General features: G+C 48.9%; 17 protein-coding genes and 2 tRNA genes. 7 read left to right on the top strand and 12 right to left on the bottom strand.

Going from position 1 to position 19,053, the window contains the following annotated elements:
• Positions 1–14: 14 nt before the first annotated feature.
• The 6 genes from rfbC to ACIDF8_RS10240 all read right to left on the bottom strand — a co-directional run bounded on the left by rfbC (position 15) and on the right by ACIDF8_RS10240 (position 4,547).
• The gene (gene rfbC / locus ACIDF8_RS10265; RefSeq protein ID WP_412010518.1) at positions 15–560 is read right to left on the bottom strand and encodes a dTDP-4-dehydrorhamnose 3,5-epimerase; all 546 of its coding nucleotides are present in this window, start codon (positions 558–560) and stop codon (positions 15–17) included.
• Positions 560–1,441, bottom strand: coding sequence for a glucose-1-phosphate thymidylyltransferase RfbA (gene rfbA, locus ACIDF8_RS10260; protein ID WP_412010517.1), 882 nt, complete (start codon positions 1,439–1,441; stop codon positions 560–562). Before rfbA ends, rfbC begins: the two co-directional genes overlap by 1 nt.
• Entirely contained in the window at positions 1,441–2,526 is a 1,086-nt protein-coding gene (gene rfbB, locus ACIDF8_RS10255; protein ID WP_412010516.1) for a dTDP-glucose 4,6-dehydratase, read from the bottom strand. The genes rfbA and rfbB overlap by 1 nt, the downstream gene beginning before the upstream one ends.
• A gap of 123 nt (positions 2,527–2,649) precedes the next feature.
• A complete protein-coding gene (gene dnaQ, locus ACIDF8_RS10250; protein ID WP_412010515.1) occupies positions 2,650–3,333 on the bottom strand; it encodes a DNA polymerase III subunit epsilon in 684 nt (227 codons plus the stop codon).
• Positions 3,334–3,352: 19 nt separating this feature from the next.
• Positions 3,353–3,802, bottom strand: a complete 450-nt coding sequence (gene rnhA, locus ACIDF8_RS10245; protein ID WP_412010514.1) for a ribonuclease HI — start codon at positions 3,800–3,802, stop codon at positions 3,353–3,355.
• The gene (locus ACIDF8_RS10240; RefSeq protein WP_412010513.1) at positions 3,768–4,547 is read right to left on the bottom strand and encodes a class I SAM-dependent methyltransferase; all 780 of its coding nucleotides are present in this window, start codon (positions 4,545–4,547) and stop codon (positions 3,768–3,770) included. The genes rnhA and ACIDF8_RS10240 overlap by 35 nt, the downstream gene beginning before the upstream one ends.
• Before the next feature lie 117 nt (positions 4,548–4,664).
• Between ACIDF8_RS10240 and gloB the strand changes: the two genes are divergently transcribed.
• The 7 genes from gloB (at position 4,665) to ACIDF8_RS10205 (ending at position 12,135) form a co-directional block, all read left to right on the top strand.
• Positions 4,665–5,417: a hydroxyacylglutathione hydrolase gene (gene gloB / locus ACIDF8_RS10235; RefSeq protein WP_412010512.1), complete on the top strand. Its 753-nt coding sequence runs from the start codon at positions 4,665–4,667 to the stop codon at positions 5,415–5,417.
• 209 nt (positions 5,418–5,626) lie between these two features.
• Positions 5,627–7,195, top strand: coding sequence for a transglycosylase SLT domain-containing protein (locus tag ACIDF8_RS10230; RefSeq protein ID WP_412010511.1), 1,569 nt, complete (start codon positions 5,627–5,629; stop codon positions 7,193–7,195).
• Between the two features lie 101 nt (positions 7,196–7,296).
• A complete protein-coding gene (locus ACIDF8_RS10225) occupies positions 7,297–8,928 on the top strand; it encodes a peptide-binding protein (protein ID WP_412010510.1) in 1,632 nt (543 codons plus the stop codon).
• Positions 8,929–8,931: 3 nt separating this feature from the next.
• A complete protein-coding gene (locus ACIDF8_RS10220; RefSeq protein ID WP_412010509.1) occupies positions 8,932–9,957 on the top strand; it encodes an ABC transporter permease in 1,026 nt (341 codons plus the stop codon).
• An 11-nt stretch (positions 9,958–9,968) separates the two neighbouring features.
• On the top strand, positions 9,969–10,793 hold the full coding sequence (locus ACIDF8_RS10215; RefSeq protein WP_412010508.1) for an ABC transporter permease: 825 nt from the start codon (positions 9,969–9,971) through the stop codon (positions 10,791–10,793).
• 48 nt (positions 10,794–10,841) lie between these two features.
• Positions 10,842–11,627, top strand: coding sequence for an enoyl-ACP reductase FabI (locus ACIDF8_RS10210; protein ID WP_412010507.1), 786 nt, complete (start codon positions 10,842–10,844; stop codon positions 11,625–11,627).
• Between the two features lie 148 nt (positions 11,628–11,775).
• Positions 11,776–12,135: a DUF1294 domain-containing protein gene (locus ACIDF8_RS10205; RefSeq protein ID WP_412010506.1), complete on the top strand. Its 360-nt coding sequence runs from the start codon at positions 11,776–11,778 to the stop codon at positions 12,133–12,135.
• A gap of 68 nt (positions 12,136–12,203) precedes the next feature.
• Here the strand turns inward: ACIDF8_RS10205 and ACIDF8_RS10200 are convergent, their stop codons facing one another.
• From ACIDF8_RS10200 to clpX, 6 genes are all read right to left on the bottom strand, one after another.
• Positions 12,204–14,102 carry a SurA N-terminal domain-containing protein gene (locus ACIDF8_RS10200; protein WP_412010505.1) on the bottom strand — a complete coding sequence of 633 codons (1,899 nt, stop codon included), beginning with the start codon at positions 14,100–14,102 and terminating at the stop codon, positions 12,204–12,206.
• A 313-nt stretch (positions 14,103–14,415) separates the two neighbouring features.
• Positions 14,416–14,492, bottom strand: a tRNA-Asp gene (locus tag ACIDF8_RS10195).
• Between the two features lie 163 nt (positions 14,493–14,655).
• Positions 14,656–14,731 (bottom strand) — tRNA-Val (locus ACIDF8_RS10190).
• Between the two features lie 60 nt (positions 14,732–14,791).
• Positions 14,792–15,064, bottom strand: coding sequence for an HU family DNA-binding protein (locus ACIDF8_RS10185; protein ID WP_018985281.1), 273 nt, complete (start codon positions 15,062–15,064; stop codon positions 14,792–14,794).
• Between the two features lie 120 nt (positions 15,065–15,184).
• A complete protein-coding gene (gene lon, locus ACIDF8_RS10180; protein WP_412010504.1) occupies positions 15,185–17,617 on the bottom strand; it encodes an endopeptidase La in 2,433 nt (810 codons plus the stop codon).
• Between the two features lie 136 nt (positions 17,618–17,753).
• Entirely contained in the window at positions 17,754–19,043 is a 1,290-nt protein-coding gene (gene clpX / locus ACIDF8_RS10175; RefSeq protein WP_412010503.1) for an ATP-dependent Clp protease ATP-binding subunit ClpX, read from the bottom strand.
• Positions 19,044–19,053: the final 10 nt, after the last annotated feature.

Genomic DNA, 19,053 nt, shown 5'->3' with positions numbered 1-19,053 from the left:
AAAGGTTATCCAAATTAATCAAATTTGGGGGCTTCTGTCCAAGGGAGTCCTTGCTGATCTTTGGCGGACAAGCTAGGGGCAAAGTCTAGCGGCCAGTCTATGCCAATCGTAGTGTCATCCCACTTGAGACAGGCTTCATGCTGTGGTGCATAGTAATCTGTCGTTTTATACAGAAAGTCAGCCGTTTCTGAGAGCACCACAAAACCATGCGCAAAGCCAGGTGGAATCCAGAGCTGACGGTGATTTTCAGCGCTTAAATGCACGCCTTCCCATAGTCCAAAGGTCGCTGAACTCTGACGCAAATCGACAGCGACATCAAACACCTCCCCAGCAACCACTCTGACCAGCTTGCCCTGCGCTTGCTGAATCTGGTAATGCAGGCCACGCAATACACCTTTGGCCGAACGGGAGTGGTTATCTTGCACGAAAGTCACCTCTAGATCCGTGGCTTGCTTGAAGGCTTGCGCATTGAAGCTTTCCATAAAAAACCCCCGGGCATCACCGAACACCTTGGGTTCTAGAATTAATACTTCTGGAATTTTAGTGGCAGTCACCTGCATCAAAACACCCGTTCTTTTAAAATCAGTTTCAAATATTGCCCGTATCCATTCTTGGCATATTTGTCGGCTAACTTATCCAGTTGCTCTGCATTAATAAAGCCCTGCCGGTAGGCAATTTCTTCCAGACAGGCAATTTTCAAGCCCTGGCGTTTTTCGATGGTTTGAATAAAGCCACTGGCTTCGAGCAAAGACTCGTGCGTGCCGGTATCCAGCCACGCCATGCCTCGTCCCATGACTTCGACATTGAGATCACCTGCCGCTAAATAATGTTTATTAACGTCCGTGATCTCCAGTTCGCCACGGGCCGAAGGCTTGAGGTTCTTGGCAATATCAACGACACGCTGATCGTAAAAATAAAGCCCTGTCACCGCATAGCGCGATTTAGGATGGGCCGGCTTTTCTTCCAGACTAATCGCAGCACCCTTGGCATCAAACTCAACCACACCATAGCGCTCTGGGTCATTGACAGGATAAGCAAATACCGTGGCCCCCTGCTCGCGCTTACCGGCAGTCATAGCCATTTCACCGAGCTCATGTCCGTAAAAAATATTGTCACCCAGTACCAAGGCACTGGTATCGTTACCAATGAACGACTCGCCGAGGATAAAGGCTTGTGCCAGTCCATCCGGTGAGGGTTGTATCTGGTATTCAATGCGCATGCCCCATTGGCTACCATCGCCTAGCAGTTCTTTGAAGCGTGGGGTGTCCATCGGGGTAGAAATAATCAGGACTTCACGGATGCCTGCCAGCATGAGGGCTGACAGGGGGTAATAAATCATGGGTTTGTCATATACCGGTAGCAGTTGTTTGGAGACGACTTGCGTCACTGGATACAAGCGGGTGCCGGAGCCGCCGGCCAATACGATGCCTTTTCTTGCCATTATGCTAACTCCTCGCCACGTTCATGGTAGTTTGTACTGAGCCAGTGCTGATATTCGCCGCTAGTGACGCGTGAGACCCATTGAGCATGTTCCAGATACCAACGCACCGTTTTGCGGATACCGGTATCAAAGGTTTCTTGTGGTTTCCAGCCTACGGTCTGCTCGATTTTGCTGGCGTCAATGGCGTAGCGCAGGTCATGGCCTGGACGGTCTTTGACAAACGTAATCTGGTCGCGATAGCTGCCTTGCGCTTTGGGGCGTTCCTGATCGAGGATATCGCACAGCGTATGTACAACGTCCAGATTGGTTTTCTCGTTCCAGCCACCGATATTGTAGGTCTCGCCAGGCAAGCCCTTAGCCAGCACTTTACGGATGGCACTGCAGTGGTCTTCGACATACAGCCAGTCACGGATATTGCTACCGTTACCATAGATCGGTAAGGGTTTGCCAGACAAGGCGTTATGAATTACCAACGGAATCAATTTTTCCGGGAAGTGGTAAGGGCCATAATTATTGGAGCAATTAGTGGTAAGGGTCGGCAGGCCATAGGTGTGATGATAGGCACGCACCAAATGATCTGAGGCCGCTTTTGAGGCTGAATAAGGGCTATTGGGCTGGTAAGGGTTGGTTTCCTTGAAAGCTGGATCATTCGGACCCAGCGAGCCATACACTTCATCGGTAGACACATGCAGGAAACGGAAAGACTGTTGTGACTCTACCGGCAGTGCTTGCCAATAGGCGCGGACCTCTTCAAGCAGGTTAAACGTACCGACCACATTGGTCTGGATAAACGCATCAGGACCATGGATAGAGCGGTCTACATGACTTTCGGCCGCAAAATTAAGCACCGCCCTCGGCTTGTGGGTTTCCAGCAGGGTTTTCACCGCCGCGCGGTCACCGATATCCGCATGAATGAACACATGGTCCGGGTCGTGGCTAATCTCCGCCAGATTCTCCATATTGCCCGCATAGGTGAGCTTGTCCAGGTTGACCAACTTACCCAGCTTCAACTTTATCCAGGCATTGACAAAATTGCTACCGATAAATCCGGCGCCCCCAGTGACTACAATGGTGTCTGTGTGCATAGAATCTCTGCTTAATAATTATTCACAACGTTGAAATATCTTTTGATATTACTGCAAGCATCAGGCATCTAAACAGTAAATAAACGCCGCAGACGCGCATCAAATCACAACAAAAGACGATTTTCACCAGGGCAAAGCGCCAGATTTGCTGAGACTTTCAATATATTGCTGATGGCTGACCAGCTCTTCTTCACTCGGCTGTAATCGCTTTAGTGCAGAGAAGTCGACCTCGATATGGCTCTGCGCCGTGGTTTGTTGTTCAGGCGTGGAAAGCTCCATCAATAAGCTTTCTTGTCCGCGCGTCATGGCAATGTAGACATCGGCAAGCAGTTCGGCATCTAGCAAAGCACCGTGCAAGGTCCGCTGCGAGTTATCGATACCGTAGTGACGGCATAAGGCATCGAGGTTATTCCGCTGCCCTGGACGCATTTCCTTGGCCATTTTCAAGGTGTCGATGACACCACTGATGAAAGATGCCAACGGATCCATCCCTAACCTGGACAATTCCATGTTAAGGAAGCCCACATCAAACGGCGCATTATGGATAATCAGTTCTGCGCCACGGATAAACTCGATAAAATCCTGTGCAATTTGCGCAAATAGCGGCTTATCCTGCAAGAACTCCAGTGAAATGCCATGCACTTCCTGCGCACCGGCATCAATCTCCCGCTCAGGATTGATATACAAATGAAAATGGCGCTGAGTCGGCCGGCGATTTAACATCTCAACCGCCGCGATTTCAATAATCCGGTGTCCCTGATCGGGATAGAGTCCAGTGGTCTCCGTATCCAGAAAAATCTGTCTCATTTAAACAGCACTCCTATTCTTATCTCATTGCCACAGTCAGCACACCTTGATTTGCCAACGCATCTGCACGCTCGTTGCCTGCATTACCGGCATGCCCCCTCACCCAAATCCATTCAATCTGGTGAGGTTTGGCGATGTCATCGAGCTGTTGCCACAAGTCAGCATTTTTAACAGGCTTTTTATCCGCTGTACGCCATTGCTTGAGTTTCCAGCCTGCCAGCCACTCCGTCATTCCTTTTTGCACATAGCTGGAATCGGTATAGACCCTAACACTTGAAGGCTTCTTGAGCGCTTGCAAGCCCTGGATCACCGCTGTCAGCTCCATGCGGTTGTTCGTAGTCAATGCTTCACCACCGTAGAGCGATTTTTCATGCTCGCCAGCCTTGAGCCATACACCCCAACCACCCACACCCGGGTTGCCCTTGCAAGCACCATCAGCGTAAATTTCTATCCATTGTTGATTCGACATCCGCGCATTCTAACTGCTTTTGCCCATTTTTTTGTATGCTGGAGCGGCCTTTTCTTACTTGCAAAGCCGGATTCAACGCTAGCTTTTTCCACTCCGGTTTTAGCAAGCGGATATTGAGGACTCTTTTTTTGGCAATCAAAAAATAAATGCCACCACTCATACCGCAAAGTCGGGCGCCCCAGCGTTCCAGGCAAGCCTGACGTGCCAGCCAGTCAGGGTCATTGAATGGAAAAGCGTGCATCAAATAACCACTTTGCACCACTTCAAAACCTAACACATTTAACCAGTCACGAATGCGCCAGGCGGTAAACAACCGGCTGAATCTGCCAGCCTGCTTGAATTGCCCGACCCTAGCGCGCATGCCCAAACAACTTGCTGGACTTACTCCGGTTAGCATCAAGGTGCCTTCTGGCACCAGGACTCGGAACACTTCACGCAGTGTCTGCTGAGGATTCGCACACTGCTCTAGCACATGCGGCATGCAGACCAAATCGACTGCATTTTCAGCAAATGGCAAGAACTCACTTTCACATAATAATGATGTATTGGCTGATGGCGTCAGCTGCAAAGAGTGTTTATAAGGGATCCGGCACTGCTCAAGCAGGTCATGCGCTTGCCAGCCGATCTGCAGCGCATGAAAGCCGAACACGTCTGCCACAGCTTGTGCGTATATAGGCGTTTCACGCGCGACAATATATTGCCCCAGAGGCATTTGTTCAAAAAACACTGGCTGGCTTGATTGCAAGATAAATTTCCTCAGGCACTTAAAACACCGCTGGAATACTGGTCAAGGAATCGCCCTTGACAAGCATCATGATTTTTTCAATGATGCGTGATGGACAAAAGTTCTGCAAGTATAGCAATGACTCCCCTGCCCGCTTTTAGCGATAACTACCTTTGGCTGATCCAGTTTGGCGCGCTGGCGTGGGTAGTCGATCCAGGCGATGCCAATGTGGTGGAGCAGGCGTTAAGTCTTAGCCATCTCACACTAAAAGGTATTTTGCTCACACATCATCATGCTGATCATGTGGGCGGCGCAGCCAGCTTGCAACAACATTGGCGATGCCCGGTGTACGCCCCAGACAGTTCACACCCCTCCTATCAGACCATGCAGACGATCCCCGTGCATGCTGGAGATAGCATCAGCCTGCTGCCAGACGGTATTTTAAGCTGTGAAGTGCTTGCCTTGCCGGGCCATACGCTTGATCACGTGGCTTATTATGTGAACCAACAGCATTTGTTTAGCGGCGACGTCCTGTTTGGTGCAGGCTGCGGCCGCTTGTTTGAGGGTTCGCCCGCGCAAATGTATGCTTCACTACAACTGATTGCTGCGCTGCCGGTTGAGACGCTCATTTATCCGGCGCATGAATATACCGCGCGCAATTTGGCTTTTGCGCAGACCATAGAACCAGATAACCGCGCATTACACCAACGCATCGAAAAAACGCAGTGGTTACGCAATCAGCAACATCCCAGTTTGCCAACGCCTTTATCACAAGAACTGGCGACCAATCCTTTTTTACGTTGCGAACAGCTGCGCCAGCGCCCGGAGTTTCAATCCCGTTCAGCACTAGACGTATTTACCGAACTTCGCACCCGCCGCAATGACTTCTAAACACATCAGCTTTAAGCACAGTCCGGGCCTGCTGGCAAGGGCTTGTCTCCCCCCGAATTTAACGTAGAATGATGTCCTCCTTAAAACGCATGTGTGCGTTAGGCCTATCTCAACCAGATCGGCACGGCTGCTATGGCCATCCGGATTTAGCAATCCATGTGTATCGCCCAGCGGTTTACACAACACTCTCAGGATAAAGTATTACCGTCATGCGTTTTAAAAGAATCATCGTCTGCATTGCACTTTCAGCCTCGCCATGGTTGGCACATGCTGAATATGTGGAACCAGCTACCATGTCTGATGACAATGGCAGTTATGACGAAAGCTATGGGGAATCAGGGACCGAAGGCTACACCTCCAGTTATCAGTTTGAAGATAGTCTGACCTTACAAAATAGTTTGTGGGATCGTGTGCGCGATGGCTTTAACATGCCGGACATCGATTCAAGCTACACCAACAAACATGAGCAATGGTATGCCTCACGCCCTGACTACGTTTCACGCATGTTGGAGCGGAGTAAAAAATATCTCTACCATATTGTGGTGGAGGTTGAGAAAAGAGGCATGCCCACCGAAATTGCGCTCTTACCTATGATAGAAAGTGGCTTTAATCCTAAAGCGCTGTCTACCAGCAAGGCGTCAGGGATCTGGCAATTTATCCCCTCCACCGGCAAAGACTTTGGGCTCAAGCAAAATTACTGGAAAGATTCCCGCAAAGATGTCACTGCGGCTACGCAGGCAGCACTGAACTACTTGCAAAGACTTTACACCATGTTTGGCGCCTGGGACTTGGCATTGGCAGCTTATAACGCGGGCGAAGGCACCGTTGCACGCGCCATTGAACGTAACGAGCGCCTGGGCTTACCTACCGATTACCAGCATCTGTCTTTACCGGATGAAACGCGCAATTACGTGCCCAAGCTGCAGGCGATCAAAAACATTATTTTCCGGCCTGAGCAATATGGGTTGACGCTCAACGAGATACCAAACCGCCCCTACTTTACTACCGTACAAGCCCCTAACAAGATTGATGCAAAATTGGCGGCCGAGTTGGCAGGGATAACGCTGGAAGAATTTAGTGCGTTAAACCCAAGCTTTACGCGCCCGGTACTCATTACCGAAAACAGTTATCAAAAGCTGTTGTTGCCAACGTGGGCAGCCAGCAACTTCACACAAAATTTAAATGCCTATAACCGGCCTCTGTCTAATTGGCACAGCTACCAGCCTAAGCGTGGCGAACGCCTAGGTACCATTGCCAGCAAGTTTGATATCAGTATTTATGAGCTCAGTGCGACCAATAACCTGAAGCCAAACCGCAACCTAATTGTGCGTCGCCCCTTGTTGGTGCCTGCGAGCGTTGAATCTGCAGGTCTGACACGGCCGATTGATGTGGCGGCGATGGCGCAATTGCCGATAGAAGTCCCGGTAGAAAAAGAGTCTCCCAGCAAACCCACGACGATTTCGCATAAAGTGAAATCTGGAGAGACTTTATCCACCCTGGCCAAGCGCTATGGCATCAGCAGCCAGCAAATTATGCAACAGAACCATCTCAAATCTAAAAAGCTGGCCGTTGGTCAGGTGTTACAACTTGAAAAACCAGAAAGCCATGCCAGCAAATCAAGCAAAGGGAACTCTGAGAAATCGCATGACTCGAAAACAAGCGTAAAATCTAGTGGCAAGAAAACGAGCAGTCACAGCAAACATAGCGGCTCTTCGTCAGGGACAGCGAAAAAGAACACCACATCGAATCACAAGAAAAGTCACGCCAGCAAACACTAACCAAGCCTATCATGCGCACCGCACACTCACCGCTCAATTTGCATGTTGTGTCTCATAATGAGAATCCGCAAAGCAATCGCTGGGGAGCGCTGTTCCATGGAATGATGATTCTCACCCTGACTGGTCTCCTGTCAGCCTGTAGTCCAGAATCGCCTGACCAGGCAACACAAGTGTTTGATCAAGTATACCCACCACAGGCCGGTGGCACCTTAATGAGCGCCATGCCTTCAGACCCTAGTAGCATGATCGGCATGGTGGCCGGTGAGTCCGCTTCGCTGGCGATAGGCAGTTACCTGTTTAACTCGCTGCTCAAATATGACCAGAATCTTGATCTGGCTGGTGAATTAGCGGCTTCCTGGCAAGTCGCAAAAGACAACAAGACCATCACGTTCAGGCTAAAGCCCAATTTGCAATGGGCGGATGGTAAGCCACTTACCAGTGCGGATGTGCTTTTTACATGGCAGCTGATTACCGACGAAAAAACACATAGCCCCTATGCTTCTGATTACCAGCTCGTCACTCAGGCAGAAGCCCCGGACCCGCAAACGTTTATCGTGCACTACTCGCAACCCTTTGCGCCCGCGCTCGAAAGCTGGGCCAGTTTGCAAGTATTGCCCAAACACAAACTGGCGGGACAAGATATACATACCACCAGTTTTGGGCAAAAACCGCTAGGCAGCCATTATTACCAGCTTCAGGAGTGGCGGCATGGTGAATACATCAAATTAAGCCGCAACCCGAAGTCGGTCATGGGCCCGGCCAATATTGAAACCGTGGTGGAGCGTGTGATCCCTGATCCAGCTGCCCAGTTTCTGGAGCTCATGGCGGATCATATTGATAGTATGAACATGGATCCGATCACCTATGCGCGTATTATTCCCTCACGCCCCGCCCTGGCGGCCAGGCTTAATCAGTATAAAGAGTTAGGGAATAGTTATACCTACCTGGGCTTTAACCTCAAGCGCAAACCCTTTGATGACGTGCGTGTGCGTAAAGCGATCAACTATGCCATTGACAAACAAGAGATTATAGACGGCGTATATCTCGGCCTCGGTATTGCGATTGCCTCCCCGTACAAGCCGGGCACACGCTGGAGCAATCCTACACTGCAACCCTATGCATTCGACCCAGCCAAAGCCAGGCAATTGTTAGCTGAAGCAGGCTACACGGACAGCGATGGCGACGGATATGTGGATAAACAAGGTCAAAAGTTGTCCTTTGAAATTTTGACCAACCTCGGTAACAAGCAGCGCGAGAAAACTTCAGTCATTATTCAACGCAGACTCAAGGAGGTCGGGATTGATACCCGCTTGCGCACGTTGGAATGGGCCAGTTTATTGACTAACTTTATTAAACCGGGCAATTTTGATGCCGTGGTGATGGGCTGGGGGCTCGGTCTGGACCCTGACCAATACAATATCTGGCACTCCAGTCAGCAGAATCCGGGTCAATTCAATTTTATCGGCTACAACAATCCTCAAGTAGACCATCTGCTAGAGCAAGGGCGGCTTGAATTTGACCCACAAAAACGCATGCAGATTTATCATGACTTCGCCAAAATCCTTTATGACGACAGTCCTTTGGTTTACCTGTCTGCAGGGTATGGGCTCACTGCGATCCACAAACGTGTGCATGGGATTATGAATCCTGTGCCACCGGCGGGGGTCGGCTACGATTCACAAAAATGGTATATTCCGGCGCCGCTACGCCGCGCGCAAATACAGGCTGAATAAACAATGCTGCGTTATTTAATCAGACGTGTGTTATGGATGATCCCGATGTTGATCGGCATCAGTCTGATTTCATTCTTTATCATGCATCTGGCGCCTGGCGATATCACCAGTACGGAATCTGCGTTCGATCCCAAATCCTCAGAGGAGTCACGACAAAAACTGCGTGAACTTTACCATCTGGATAAACCCATTATCGTGCAGTATGGCTTATGGCTAGAGCGCATGGTTCACCTCGATTTTGGTCACTCGTTTGCCAGCCATCAAAAACCGGTATTTTGGTCAGAAACGGACAAAGACGGCAATACCACCAAGGGCATGATTGAAGAAGCCCTGCCGGTGACCTTGCTGATGAATATTGTTGGATTGTTGCTGACACTGAGTTTTGCGATTCCATTGGGGGTGATGGCGGCCAAAAAGCATGGTTATTGGCAAGATCGCAGTATTACCTTATTTAACTTTATTGGCTTTTCTATCCCCGGATTTTGGTTATCACTACTGCTGATGTACTGGCTAGGCGTGATTCACCCCTGGTTTCCGATTTCGGGCCTACATAGCCTCAACTATGACCAACTCAATGCTTGGCAAAAATCACAAGATCTCTTCATGCATTTGTGCTTGCCTGTCATCATTCCAGCATTGACCGGTCTCGCTGGCGTCACCATGTTTGTGAAAAACGGTATGCTGGACGTACTGAGCCAGGACTTTGTGATCACCGCCCGCGCCAAGGGTTTGAGCGACCGGGTCGTGACTTATAGACATGCTCTGCGCAATGCCCTGCTACCACTAATTACTTTGGTCGGCCTGTCACTGCCGGGCTTGATTGGCGGCTCGGTGATTGCAGAAACCATTTTTGCCATTCCAGGCATGGGTAAACTGTTTTATGAAGCGGTGATGATGCGTGATTTCCCGGTCGTCATGGGCATACTCACCATAGGCTCAGCCATGACACTTGTGGGCAACTTATTGGCTGATCTTGCCTACGCATGGGCGGATCCGCGCTTGCGTAAAGGGGTCATGCCGCAACGCTAGGCCATCCAGACATGAAAAAAGTCCTGCAAAATCCCTTAGCCCTGACTGGTTTGATCATTATCAGCGTGATCCTGCTGCTGGCGCTGCTCGCGCCCTGGATTGCCCCTTATGATCCAGATGCAATCCAGGTCAAGCAGATTCTGCTGGGGCCTTCGGGCCAGCACTGGATGGGCACGGATGGCCTAGGGCGGGATGTCTGGAGCCGGATGCTGTTTGGCGGCCGCGTCTCGCTATTGGTAGGCTTGGTCGCGGTGGGGATTTCTACGGCTATCGGTGTCGTGCTCGGTGCTTTAGCTGGCTACTATCGTGGTTGGGTAGATACGCTGATCATGCGACTGGTTGATTTGATGTTATCTATTCCTAGTTTTTTCTTGATTTTGGCCGTGATTGCCTTTTTAAGTCCTTCGATTACCAACGTCATGGTGGTCATCGGCCTCACCTCCTGGATGGGGGTCACCCGGCTGGTGCGCGCTGAATTCCTGAGCCTGACACAACGTGAATTTGTCACCGCTTCCACGGCGCTCGGTGCTCTGGACAGCCGCATTATTTTCAAGCATTGCCTGCCTAACAGCCTCACCCCTATTCTGGTCAGTGTCGTGTTGGGCATTGCCAGCGCCGTGCTGCTCGAATCCGGCCTCAGCTTTTTGGGCTTGGGCGTACAACCGCCACAAGCTTCCTGGGGCAACATTCTTACTGATGGTAAAGAGTATATCCAGTTTGCCTGGTGGTTATCGGTGTTTCCCGGACTTGCCATTTTAATCACGGTGTTAGGGTATAATCTGCTCGGCGAAGGACTGCGAGATGTGTTCGACCCACGTTCCAACACAATACGCTAATTCTTCAATCTACTGACCAAACGAACTAACAACCACACAGGAACAAGCATGGCATTTCTTGCTGGAAAAAAAATCCTGATTGCCGGTTTGCTGAGCAACCGTTCAATCGCTTATGGCATCGCAGCTGCAATGAAACGTGAAGGGGCCGAACTGGCATTTACTTATCAAGTCGACAAACACGAAAAGCGTGTACGTGACCTGGCCGCAGACTTTGAATCAGAGATCGTTCTGCCTTGTGACGTTGCCGAAGATGCACAAATTGACAATCTGTTCGTAGAACTTGCAAAGGTCTGGGATGGCCTGGATAGCCTGGTGCACTCGATTGCTTTTGTCCCTAAGGTCGCTCTTGATGGTGACTACCTCGAAAGAATCGACCGCGAATATTTCCGCATCGCACACGATATCAGCTCCTACAGCTTTTCAGCCATGGCCAAAGCAGCCTACCCGATGATGCAAGGCCTCAATGGCAGCCTGTTGACCATCAGCTACCTGGGCGCAGAGCGTACCATGCCTAACTACAACGTCATGGGCGTAGCCAAAGCCAGCCTCGAAGCCAACGTCCGTTACCTGGCACAAAGCCTTGGTCCACGTGGCATCCGCGTTAACGCAGTCTCTGCCGGCCCAATCAAAACGCTGGCTGCCTCAGGCATTGCCGATTTTGACAAAATGATCGGCTTTAACGAAAAACACGCCGCCTTGCGCCGTAACGTGACTATTGACGAAGTTGGCAATGTCGCCGCCTTCCTGACCAGCGACCTCGCCTCAGGTGTGACTGGTGAAATCACTTATGTAGATGGTGGTATGAATATTACTGCCGCTGGTCAAATCGACTAAATGTGCCTCAGCCAACAAAAACGCCTGTCCTTCAAAGTCAGGCGTTTTTTTATGGCTTGATCATCTCTTCTCAGGCTTGGAAATACCCTTCAGCCCCTTAACCTTATTTCAAATAAGTATTTATTGAATCAGCCGATAAAATTCGCAAATGTTGATACGATTATTTGCAGCCTGTTTTGTTGCCGGTTTGACACTCTCTTGGCTCACTGGACAACTGCCCCAGCTTTACCTGTGGCCCTATCTCATTGCTAGCGCCCTCACGCTGATCATTTACAGGCAAGATAAAATAGCGGCCAAGAACAAGCAAAGACGCACACCAGAGATGACCTTGCATGTACTCGCTTTGATGGGCGGCTGGCCAGGAGCAGTCTTGGCACAGACAGTTTTTCATCACAAATCTAAAAAAACTTCTTTTCAGCGTCTATTCTGGCTCACAATATTTTTAAACTGTGTGTTGCTCGCAGGGTTATCTACTTCGGCGGTTGACCAATGGATACTGAGTCATTGAAGACTGCGTACGCAATTAAAAAACAAAAAGGAGGGCTATGCCCTCCTTTTTTTACTTCAGTCCGCTAATTATTCGTTACCTTTGGATAACAATACTTTGGCATTAAACTGAATATCTTTGTTGGCTTTGAGTGAAGCCACATAAGCATGTGACATCTCTGCCCCCAGTGCCATCTGATACACTTTAAAGGCTCTATCAGCCACATCTGGCTGGTCTTTGAGCTTCTGATTCACCGCAATCACTTTAATCACGGTATAGCCTTTGTTAGCCTCGTTAAAGCCATAGTATGCAGGCAGTGTATGTGTGTTGACTTTGAACACATTTCTCATGACACCATCGCTCAAGCCCTGTGCATTTCTGCGGTCTACAGTTACGGGCGTAATCCACTCTGCGTTGGATGCTTTACCAGCTTTCAGATCAGCCAATAAGGCTTCGCCTTTTTTCTGAACCAATTTGTCAGCAGCTTCAGCTTTAAGCAGGCCTTCAATCCCAGCCTTCACCTCATCAAAGCTGCGCGGCGCTTCTGGACTATATTCAATGACGCGTGCAGAGACCAAATTATTCGGTGAGACCTCCACCGCTTCGGTATTGCGTTTATCTTTAAGCACATCATCAGAGAACACCAATGAGGCAAAGCGATCGCTTTTGAAGAACTTGGCAACTTCTTCCTTGCTCATGGCTGGGGAGGATTGCAGTTGCAAATTAAATTTCTTGGCCGCTGGCTCTAAGCTGCCAGACTGCTCGTAAACTGTGTTGCCAAAATCATCGGCCAATTCAGCATATTTAGCCTGTGCTTTCTGGAACAACAATTCAGCTTTGATTTTGAGCTTCATCGAATCAAAATCGGAAGACTCACCAGTAATGCCTGTCAGCTTGATAATATGGTAGCCAAACTCAGACTCTACCAAATCACTGATGTCGCCAACCTTCATCGAGAAAGCCGCATCCTCGAAAGGCTTGACCATGGCACCACGGCCAAAACTGCCTAAATCGCCACCTTTGCTTGCTGAGCCGGTGTCTTGGGAAAACTCAATCGCCAGCTTTTCAAAACTTTTAGGATTCGCTTTGACCTGCTTGAGGATGGACTCTGCTTTTTCTTTTGCAGCAGCTTTTTCAGCAGGTGTCGCGTTCCCATTCACGCCAATCAAGATGTGGCTAGCCTGGCGTTGTTCATCACCCTGAAATTTAGCCGCATTTTCATCATAGTATTGCTTAACTTCTTGGTCAGTCACGCTGACTTGGCCCATCAAGCCTGCCGCAGAGAGCAAAGCAAACTGCAACTTCACTTTAGCGGGCGCAATGAATTTGGTTTTATGCTGGTTGTAATACGCTTGCACCTGCTCAGGTGTAACAGTCACCTGATTCATAAAATCAGCGTCTTTAATCTCTGTCACACTGACCTCACGTTGTTCAAATTCCGACATCAACGATTGCTCAGCGACTTTTTTAGGCATAAACACCAGATTACTCAGCCCATCCCTGACCTGCTGCACCGCCAGGTCTTTACGTACACTCTGCTCAAATTTAGCAGGTGTCAGCTTGTTTTGCGTCAGCAACTGGTTATAGGTTTCCTCAGAAAACTTACCGTTACTTTGAAACTCCGGCATCCCAAGAATATGCTGACTCAGTTGCTCATCACTGATTTTAAAGCGGTAATCATGGATAGCCCCCTCAATCAGGCGACGTGTGATAATGCCTTCCAGCACTGATTGCTTGAAGGCCGGACTTTCGAGCAAAGCCGTATCTACTTTTTGCCCCTGGGATTGCATGTAGTTACGCGCATTTTCTACCGCGTTTGAATATTCCTGCAGGGATATCTTCTGGCCATCAACCTTCGCCACTGCTACCTGACCACCCGCCTGATTCAAATAGGAGTCAATCCCAAACAATGCAAACGGCACAACGATCAGTGCCAGAATGATTTTTGCCATCCATCCTTGTGTATGTTTTCTAAGTGCTTCCAACATTTTTTCGATTCCATTACCTGATTTTTTGCAACAGCAAACTATACCATAAAGCGATTAAAACCGCCTGAGTGCAATACCCTTCTGGCATTGCAGCTAAAGATTTGATGCAAAATAAACCGTACGCTGCTAATGCACTCAATCAAATAAGCGTTTGAGGTCTGAGAGATTAAAACGAATGGTAAAAGAGCTGCCGTCGATACGGAACAAACATACTAGATAAACCTGATTCCAAATTTGGAATATCAAGTAAAGAAACGAGAGGCGTTCTAATCGAACAAAAAGAAAAAAGCCCTGAATAATCAGGGCTTTTATTTGGCGGAGCGGACGGGGCTCGAACCCGCGACCCCCGGCGTGACAGGCCGGTATTCTAACCAACTGAACTACCGCTCCCGGTAATCGTTAAGCTGAAATTATAACATTGTTTTTTATAAAATCAACTAATTTTTTTAATTATTTATTCGGTACTTAGCATTGCTAATTAAAGTAATTTCTTAAGTACCGTGTCACTCAAAAAATTAAGAGCGCAAACTTCGCACTCTTAATTTAAATTGTTTGGTGGGTGCTAACGGGGTCGAACCGCTGACATTCGCCTTGTAAGGGCGACGCTCTACCAACTGAGCTAAGCACCCGTAACAACCACTGGTGTTGCTACTACAGTTAAGCAACAAACGCCGCTCAACCAAAGAATGCTAGTTTACAGCATCTTTAAGACCTTTACCAGCCCTAAATTTAGGAGATTTAGCAGCTTTGATGTTAATTGTTGCACCGGTACGAGGATTACGGCCAGAACGGGCAGAACGCTCACCTACATAGAATGTACCAAAACCAATCAAGGTCACCATATCACCTTTTTTCAATGCACCGGAAATAGCCTCAGTTGTTGCATCCAGAGCACGAGCCGCAGCGGCTTTAGAAATACCAGCAGCACTTGCAATATGATCTATCAATTCTGATTTATTCACGTGTTTCCCCTAATAACTAGTTAAAAAGACAGGTACATCCTGTACCGTCTTTATATCAAGCCGCAAAACGAGCTGTCAAGCGGTATTCCGGCCTTTTGACAATAATTCGCATCAATTTTCCTAATGCGTGACAGCTTGCTCGGCATTCCCCTCGCCAGCGGCGACAATCTCGACTGCAGGCGCTTCCACAGCCAACGGTTGTGGTGCTCTTTCCAGTGCAAGATCAAGCACCTGATCTATCCATTTAACGCAATGAATGTCGAGATCCTTTTTAATGTTGGCCGGTATTTCAACCAGGTCTTTTTCGTTGGCAGATGGAATCAATACGGTTTTAATCCCCCCACGGTGAGCGGCTAGCAATTTTTCTTTCAAGCCGCCAATTGCCAACACCTCCCCGCGCAAGGTAATTTCGCCTGTCATTGCCACGTCAGCGCGGGCAGGAATCCCTGTCAACACAGAAACAAAGGCTGTCGTTAAGGCAATCCCGGCACTTGGACCATCTTTAGGGGTCGCACCTTCTGGCAAGTGGATATGGATATCCTTCTTCTCGTAAAAATCGGTCGGAATCCCTAACCCTTCTGAACGGCTGCGCACCACACTCATGGCGGCGGTGACAGATTCTTGCATCACGTCGCCCAATTTACCCGTGGTGATCGTTTTACCCTTACCAGGCAAAGTGACCGCTTCAATGGTCAGCAATTCACCGCCGACTGAAGTCCATGCCAGGCCAGTGACCTGCCCTACCTGGTTTTCTTTGGCTGCGACACCAAAGTCATAACGTTTTACCCCCAGGTATTGCTCGATATTCTTGCTGGAGACATTAATCTTTTTAACCGCTTTAGTTTTACCTTTGGCTAGCAATTGTTCCTTGACGGCTTTACGGCAGACTTTGGCAATTTCTTGCTCGAGTCGGCGAACACCTGCTTCACGTGTGTAATAACGCACGATATCGCGCAACACACTCTCTGCTACAGAAATATCTGTAGATTTCAAACCGTGCGCTTTTAGCTGCTTAGGCAACAAATAGCGCTGGGCAATATTGATTTTTTCATCTTCGGTATAGCCTGACAGTCGAATAATTTCCATCCGGTCCAATAATGGTTCGGGGATATTCATACTATTCGCCGTGGCGACGAACATGACATCGCTTAAGTCATAATCCACTTCGACATAGTGGTCAGCAAAGGTATGGTTTTGCTCTGGATCCAACACCTCCAACAAGGCTGAAGACGGATCACCACGCATGTCCTGCCCCATCTTGTCGACTTCATCGAGCAAGAACAATGGGTTTTTCACACCGACTTTAGTCATGCTTTGCAGCACTTTGCCTGGCATGGAGCCAATGTAGGTACGGCGATGGCCGCGGATTTCGGCTTCATCACGTACGCCACCTAAGGCCATGCGCACAAACTTACGGTTAACAGCTTTGGCGATGCTCTGCCCCAGCGAGGTTTTACCCACCCCTGGAGGGCCAACCAAGCACAGGATAGGTGCTTTGAGTTTACCTACACGTTGCTGTACCGCCAGATACTCGACAATCCGCTCTTTGACTTTATCAAGGCCATAGTGATCCGCATCCAGAATCGCTTCGGCGGCTTGCAGGTCTTTGCTGATTTTTGTTTTCTTCTTCCAAGGGAGATTCAACAAAGTATCAATATAATTGCGCACCACAGAAGCTTCTGCAGACATTGGTGACATCAATTTCAGTTTCTTGAATTCGGCAGTTACTTTGGCCAAAGCCTCTTTTGGCATGGCAGCATTTTTAATCCGCTGGTCCAGCTCTTCCATTTCGGCGTTCTCATCTTGTTCGCCGAGCTCTTTCTGGATCGCTTTCACTTGCTCATTCAAATAATATTCGCGCTGGCTTTTTTCCATCTGGCGTTTTACGCGGCCACGGATACGTTTTTCTACCTGCAGGATGTCAATCTCGGATTCCATCAGGAAGAGCAAATGTTCCAGTCGCTCAATCACGCTGAGCATTTCCAGTACCTTCTGCTTTTCTTCGAGCTTAAGCGTCAAATGTGCGGAGATCGTGTCAGCCAAGCGTCCTGGCTCGTTAATCGTCGCCAGCGAGGTGAGAATTTCAGGGGGAATCTTTTTATTCAGTTTGACGTATTGATCAAACTGGGTCATGACCGTACGCATCAAGGCTTCGGCCTCTTTGTCATCCTGGTCTGTTTGCTCAACTTCTTCACCCAAGGCCATAAAGCACTCGTCAGTCTCCACAAAATCGGAAACGCGTACGCGATGCAAGCCTTCTACCAGGACTTTCACTGTGCCATCTGGCAGCTTGAGCATCTGCAGCACAGTGGCCAAGGTACCAATTTCATACAAGTCTTCAGCCACAGGATCGTCTTTGTTGGCTGACTTCTGCGCAACCAGCAAAATCTTTTTGTCACCTTCAGAAGCACGTTCCAACGCTTTGACCGATTTGGTCCGGCCAACAAACAAAGGAATCACCAGGTGAGGATAGACGACGACATCGCGCAAAGGCAATAAAGGGATTAAAGCGTTTTCCGGTGTCTCGGAGTCAAGCAAAGTGTGTTCTGTCATAGCGTCTTTCAATAAGTGTCAAAGGAACAAGTCCTTTGCATATAGATGGGAACATTCTTTGAGAATTCAAGAGAGCAAGCATCTCATGCTATTAGATGCTATCTTGCAATAGCCGGACGGCTATTGCAAGCGGGATTTAATGTGCGTTTTCAACGCGTTTTTGCGCATCCTGATAAATCAGAATTGGTTCGGAGGTGTGTTCAATCACGCCAGCATCCACAATCACTTTGGACAAGTTCTTCAGAGATGGCAGCTCATACATGAGGTCAAGCAAAGCATGCTCAAGAATTGAGCGCAGGCCGCGGGCACCTGTTTTACGCTCAAGGGCTTTTTTAGCGATCAGGCGCAAAGCGGATTCTTCAAACTCCAGCTCCACCCCCTCCATCTTGAACAACTTCATGTACTGTTTGGTCAGCGCGTTTTTGGGCTCTACCAAAATCGTCATCAACGCAGCTTCATCAAGAGACTCAAGGGTTGCCACCACTGGCAAACGACCAATGAACTCTGGAATCAAGCCAAACTTGATCAGATCTTCAGGCTCAACTTCGCGCAAGACTTCACCAACCGCACGCACGTCCTCTTTGCTCTTCACTTCGGCACCAAAACCAATGCCGCCTTTTTCAGAGCGGTGACGAATCACTTTTTCCAGCCCGTCAAACGCACCACCGCAAATAAACAGGATATTGGTGGTATCCAACTGCACAAACTCCTGGTTAGGATGCTTGCGTCCGCCTTGTGGTGGCACCGAGGCAATCGTACCTTCGATCAGTTTCAGCAAGGCCTGTTGTACACCTTCACCAGACACATCACGTGTGATCGAAGGGTTGTCAGACTTACGGGAAATCTTGTCGACCTCATCAATATAAACAATGCCGCGCTGCGCTTTATCTACGTCGTAATCACACTTTTGCAGCAGTTTCTGCATGATGTTTTCAACGTCTTCACCCACATAACCGGCTTCGGTTAACGTGGTGGCGTCAGCCATGACAAACGGCACATCCAGTAAACGCGCCAGGGTTTGTGCCAGCAAGGTTTTGCCAGAACCGGTCGGGCCAATCAGCAAAATATTGCTTTTTTGCACTTCAACATCGTCTTTGCCAGACTGGTTACCGTCAGACAAAGGGTTGTAACCCAAGCGTTTATAGTGGTTGTACACCGCTACAGACAGATTCTTTTTCGCCTGCACCTGGCCAATCACATATTGATCCAAGATAGAACAAATTTCTTGAGGCGTCGGCAATTTTTTATCTGCCGATTTGATTTCATTGAGGCTCTGGATTTCTTCGCGAATAATGTCATTGCATAAATCAACGCATTCATCACAAATAAACACAGAGGGGCCTGCAATCAGTTTTTTAACTTCATGCTGGCTTTTGCCACAAAACGAGCAATATAACAGCTTCTCGCTGTCAGACTTGTTTGCCATGCTATTCCCC

The sequence above is a fragment of the Methylophilus sp. 3sh_L genome (assembly GCF_046766015.1).
Classification (GTDB): domain Bacteria; phylum Pseudomonadota; class Gammaproteobacteria; order Burkholderiales; family Methylophilaceae; genus Methylophilus.
The sequence above is the reverse complement of the archived record's forward strand: the minus strand, read 5'-3'. Positions and strand labels throughout refer to the sequence as shown.

What these genes read in the sequence shown, in the direction of transcription:
- ACIDF8_RS10220 (WP_412010509.1), top strand. Translation starts at nt 8,932, where the DNA reads ATGCTGCGTTATTTAATCAGACGTGTGTTATGGATGATCCCGATGTTG.
- ACIDF8_RS10230 (WP_412010511.1), top strand. Translation starts at nt 5,627, where the DNA reads ATGCGTTTTAAAAGAATCATCGTCTGCATTGCACTTTCAGCCTCGCCA.
- dnaQ (WP_412010515.1), bottom strand. Translation starts at nt 3,333, where the DNA reads ATGAGACAGATTTTTCTGGATACGGAGACCACTGGACTCTATCCCGAT.
- ACIDF8_RS10210 (WP_412010507.1), top strand. Translation starts at nt 10,842, where the DNA reads ATGGCATTTCTTGCTGGAAAAAAAATCCTGATTGCCGGTTTGCTGAGC.
- gloB (WP_412010512.1), top strand. Translation starts at nt 4,665, where the DNA reads ATGACTCCCCTGCCCGCTTTTAGCGATAACTACCTTTGGCTGATCCAG.
- ACIDF8_RS10215 (WP_412010508.1), top strand. Translation starts at nt 9,969, where the DNA reads ATGAAAAAAGTCCTGCAAAATCCCTTAGCCCTGACTGGTTTGATCATT.
- rfbB (WP_412010516.1), bottom strand. Translation starts at nt 2,526, where the DNA reads ATGCACACAGACACCATTGTAGTCACTGGGGGCGCCGGATTTATCGGT.
- ACIDF8_RS10205 (WP_412010506.1), top strand. Translation starts at nt 11,776, where the DNA reads ATGTTGATACGATTATTTGCAGCCTGTTTTGTTGCCGGTTTGACACTC.
- rnhA (WP_412010514.1), bottom strand. Translation starts at nt 3,802, where the DNA reads ATGTCGAATCAACAATGGATAGAAATTTACGCTGATGGTGCTTGCAAG.
- ACIDF8_RS10225 (WP_412010510.1), top strand. Translation starts at nt 7,297, where the DNA reads ATGATGATTCTCACCCTGACTGGTCTCCTGTCAGCCTGTAGTCCAGAA.
- rfbC (WP_412010518.1), bottom strand. Translation starts at nt 560, where the DNA reads ATGCAGGTGACTGCCACTAAAATTCCAGAAGTATTAATTCTAGAACCC.
- lon (WP_412010504.1), bottom strand. Translation starts at nt 17,617, where the DNA reads ATGACAGAACACACTTTGCTTGACTCCGAGACACCGGAAAACGCTTTA.
- rfbA (WP_412010517.1), bottom strand. Translation starts at nt 1,441, where the DNA reads ATGGCAAGAAAAGGCATCGTATTGGCCGGCGGCTCCGGCACCCGCTTG.
- clpX (WP_412010503.1), bottom strand. Translation starts at nt 19,043, where the DNA reads ATGGCAAACAAGTCTGACAGCGAGAAGCTGTTATATTGCTCGTTTTGT.
- ACIDF8_RS10200 (WP_412010505.1), bottom strand. Translation starts at nt 14,102, where the DNA reads ATGTTGGAAGCACTTAGAAAACATACACAAGGATGGATGGCAAAAATC.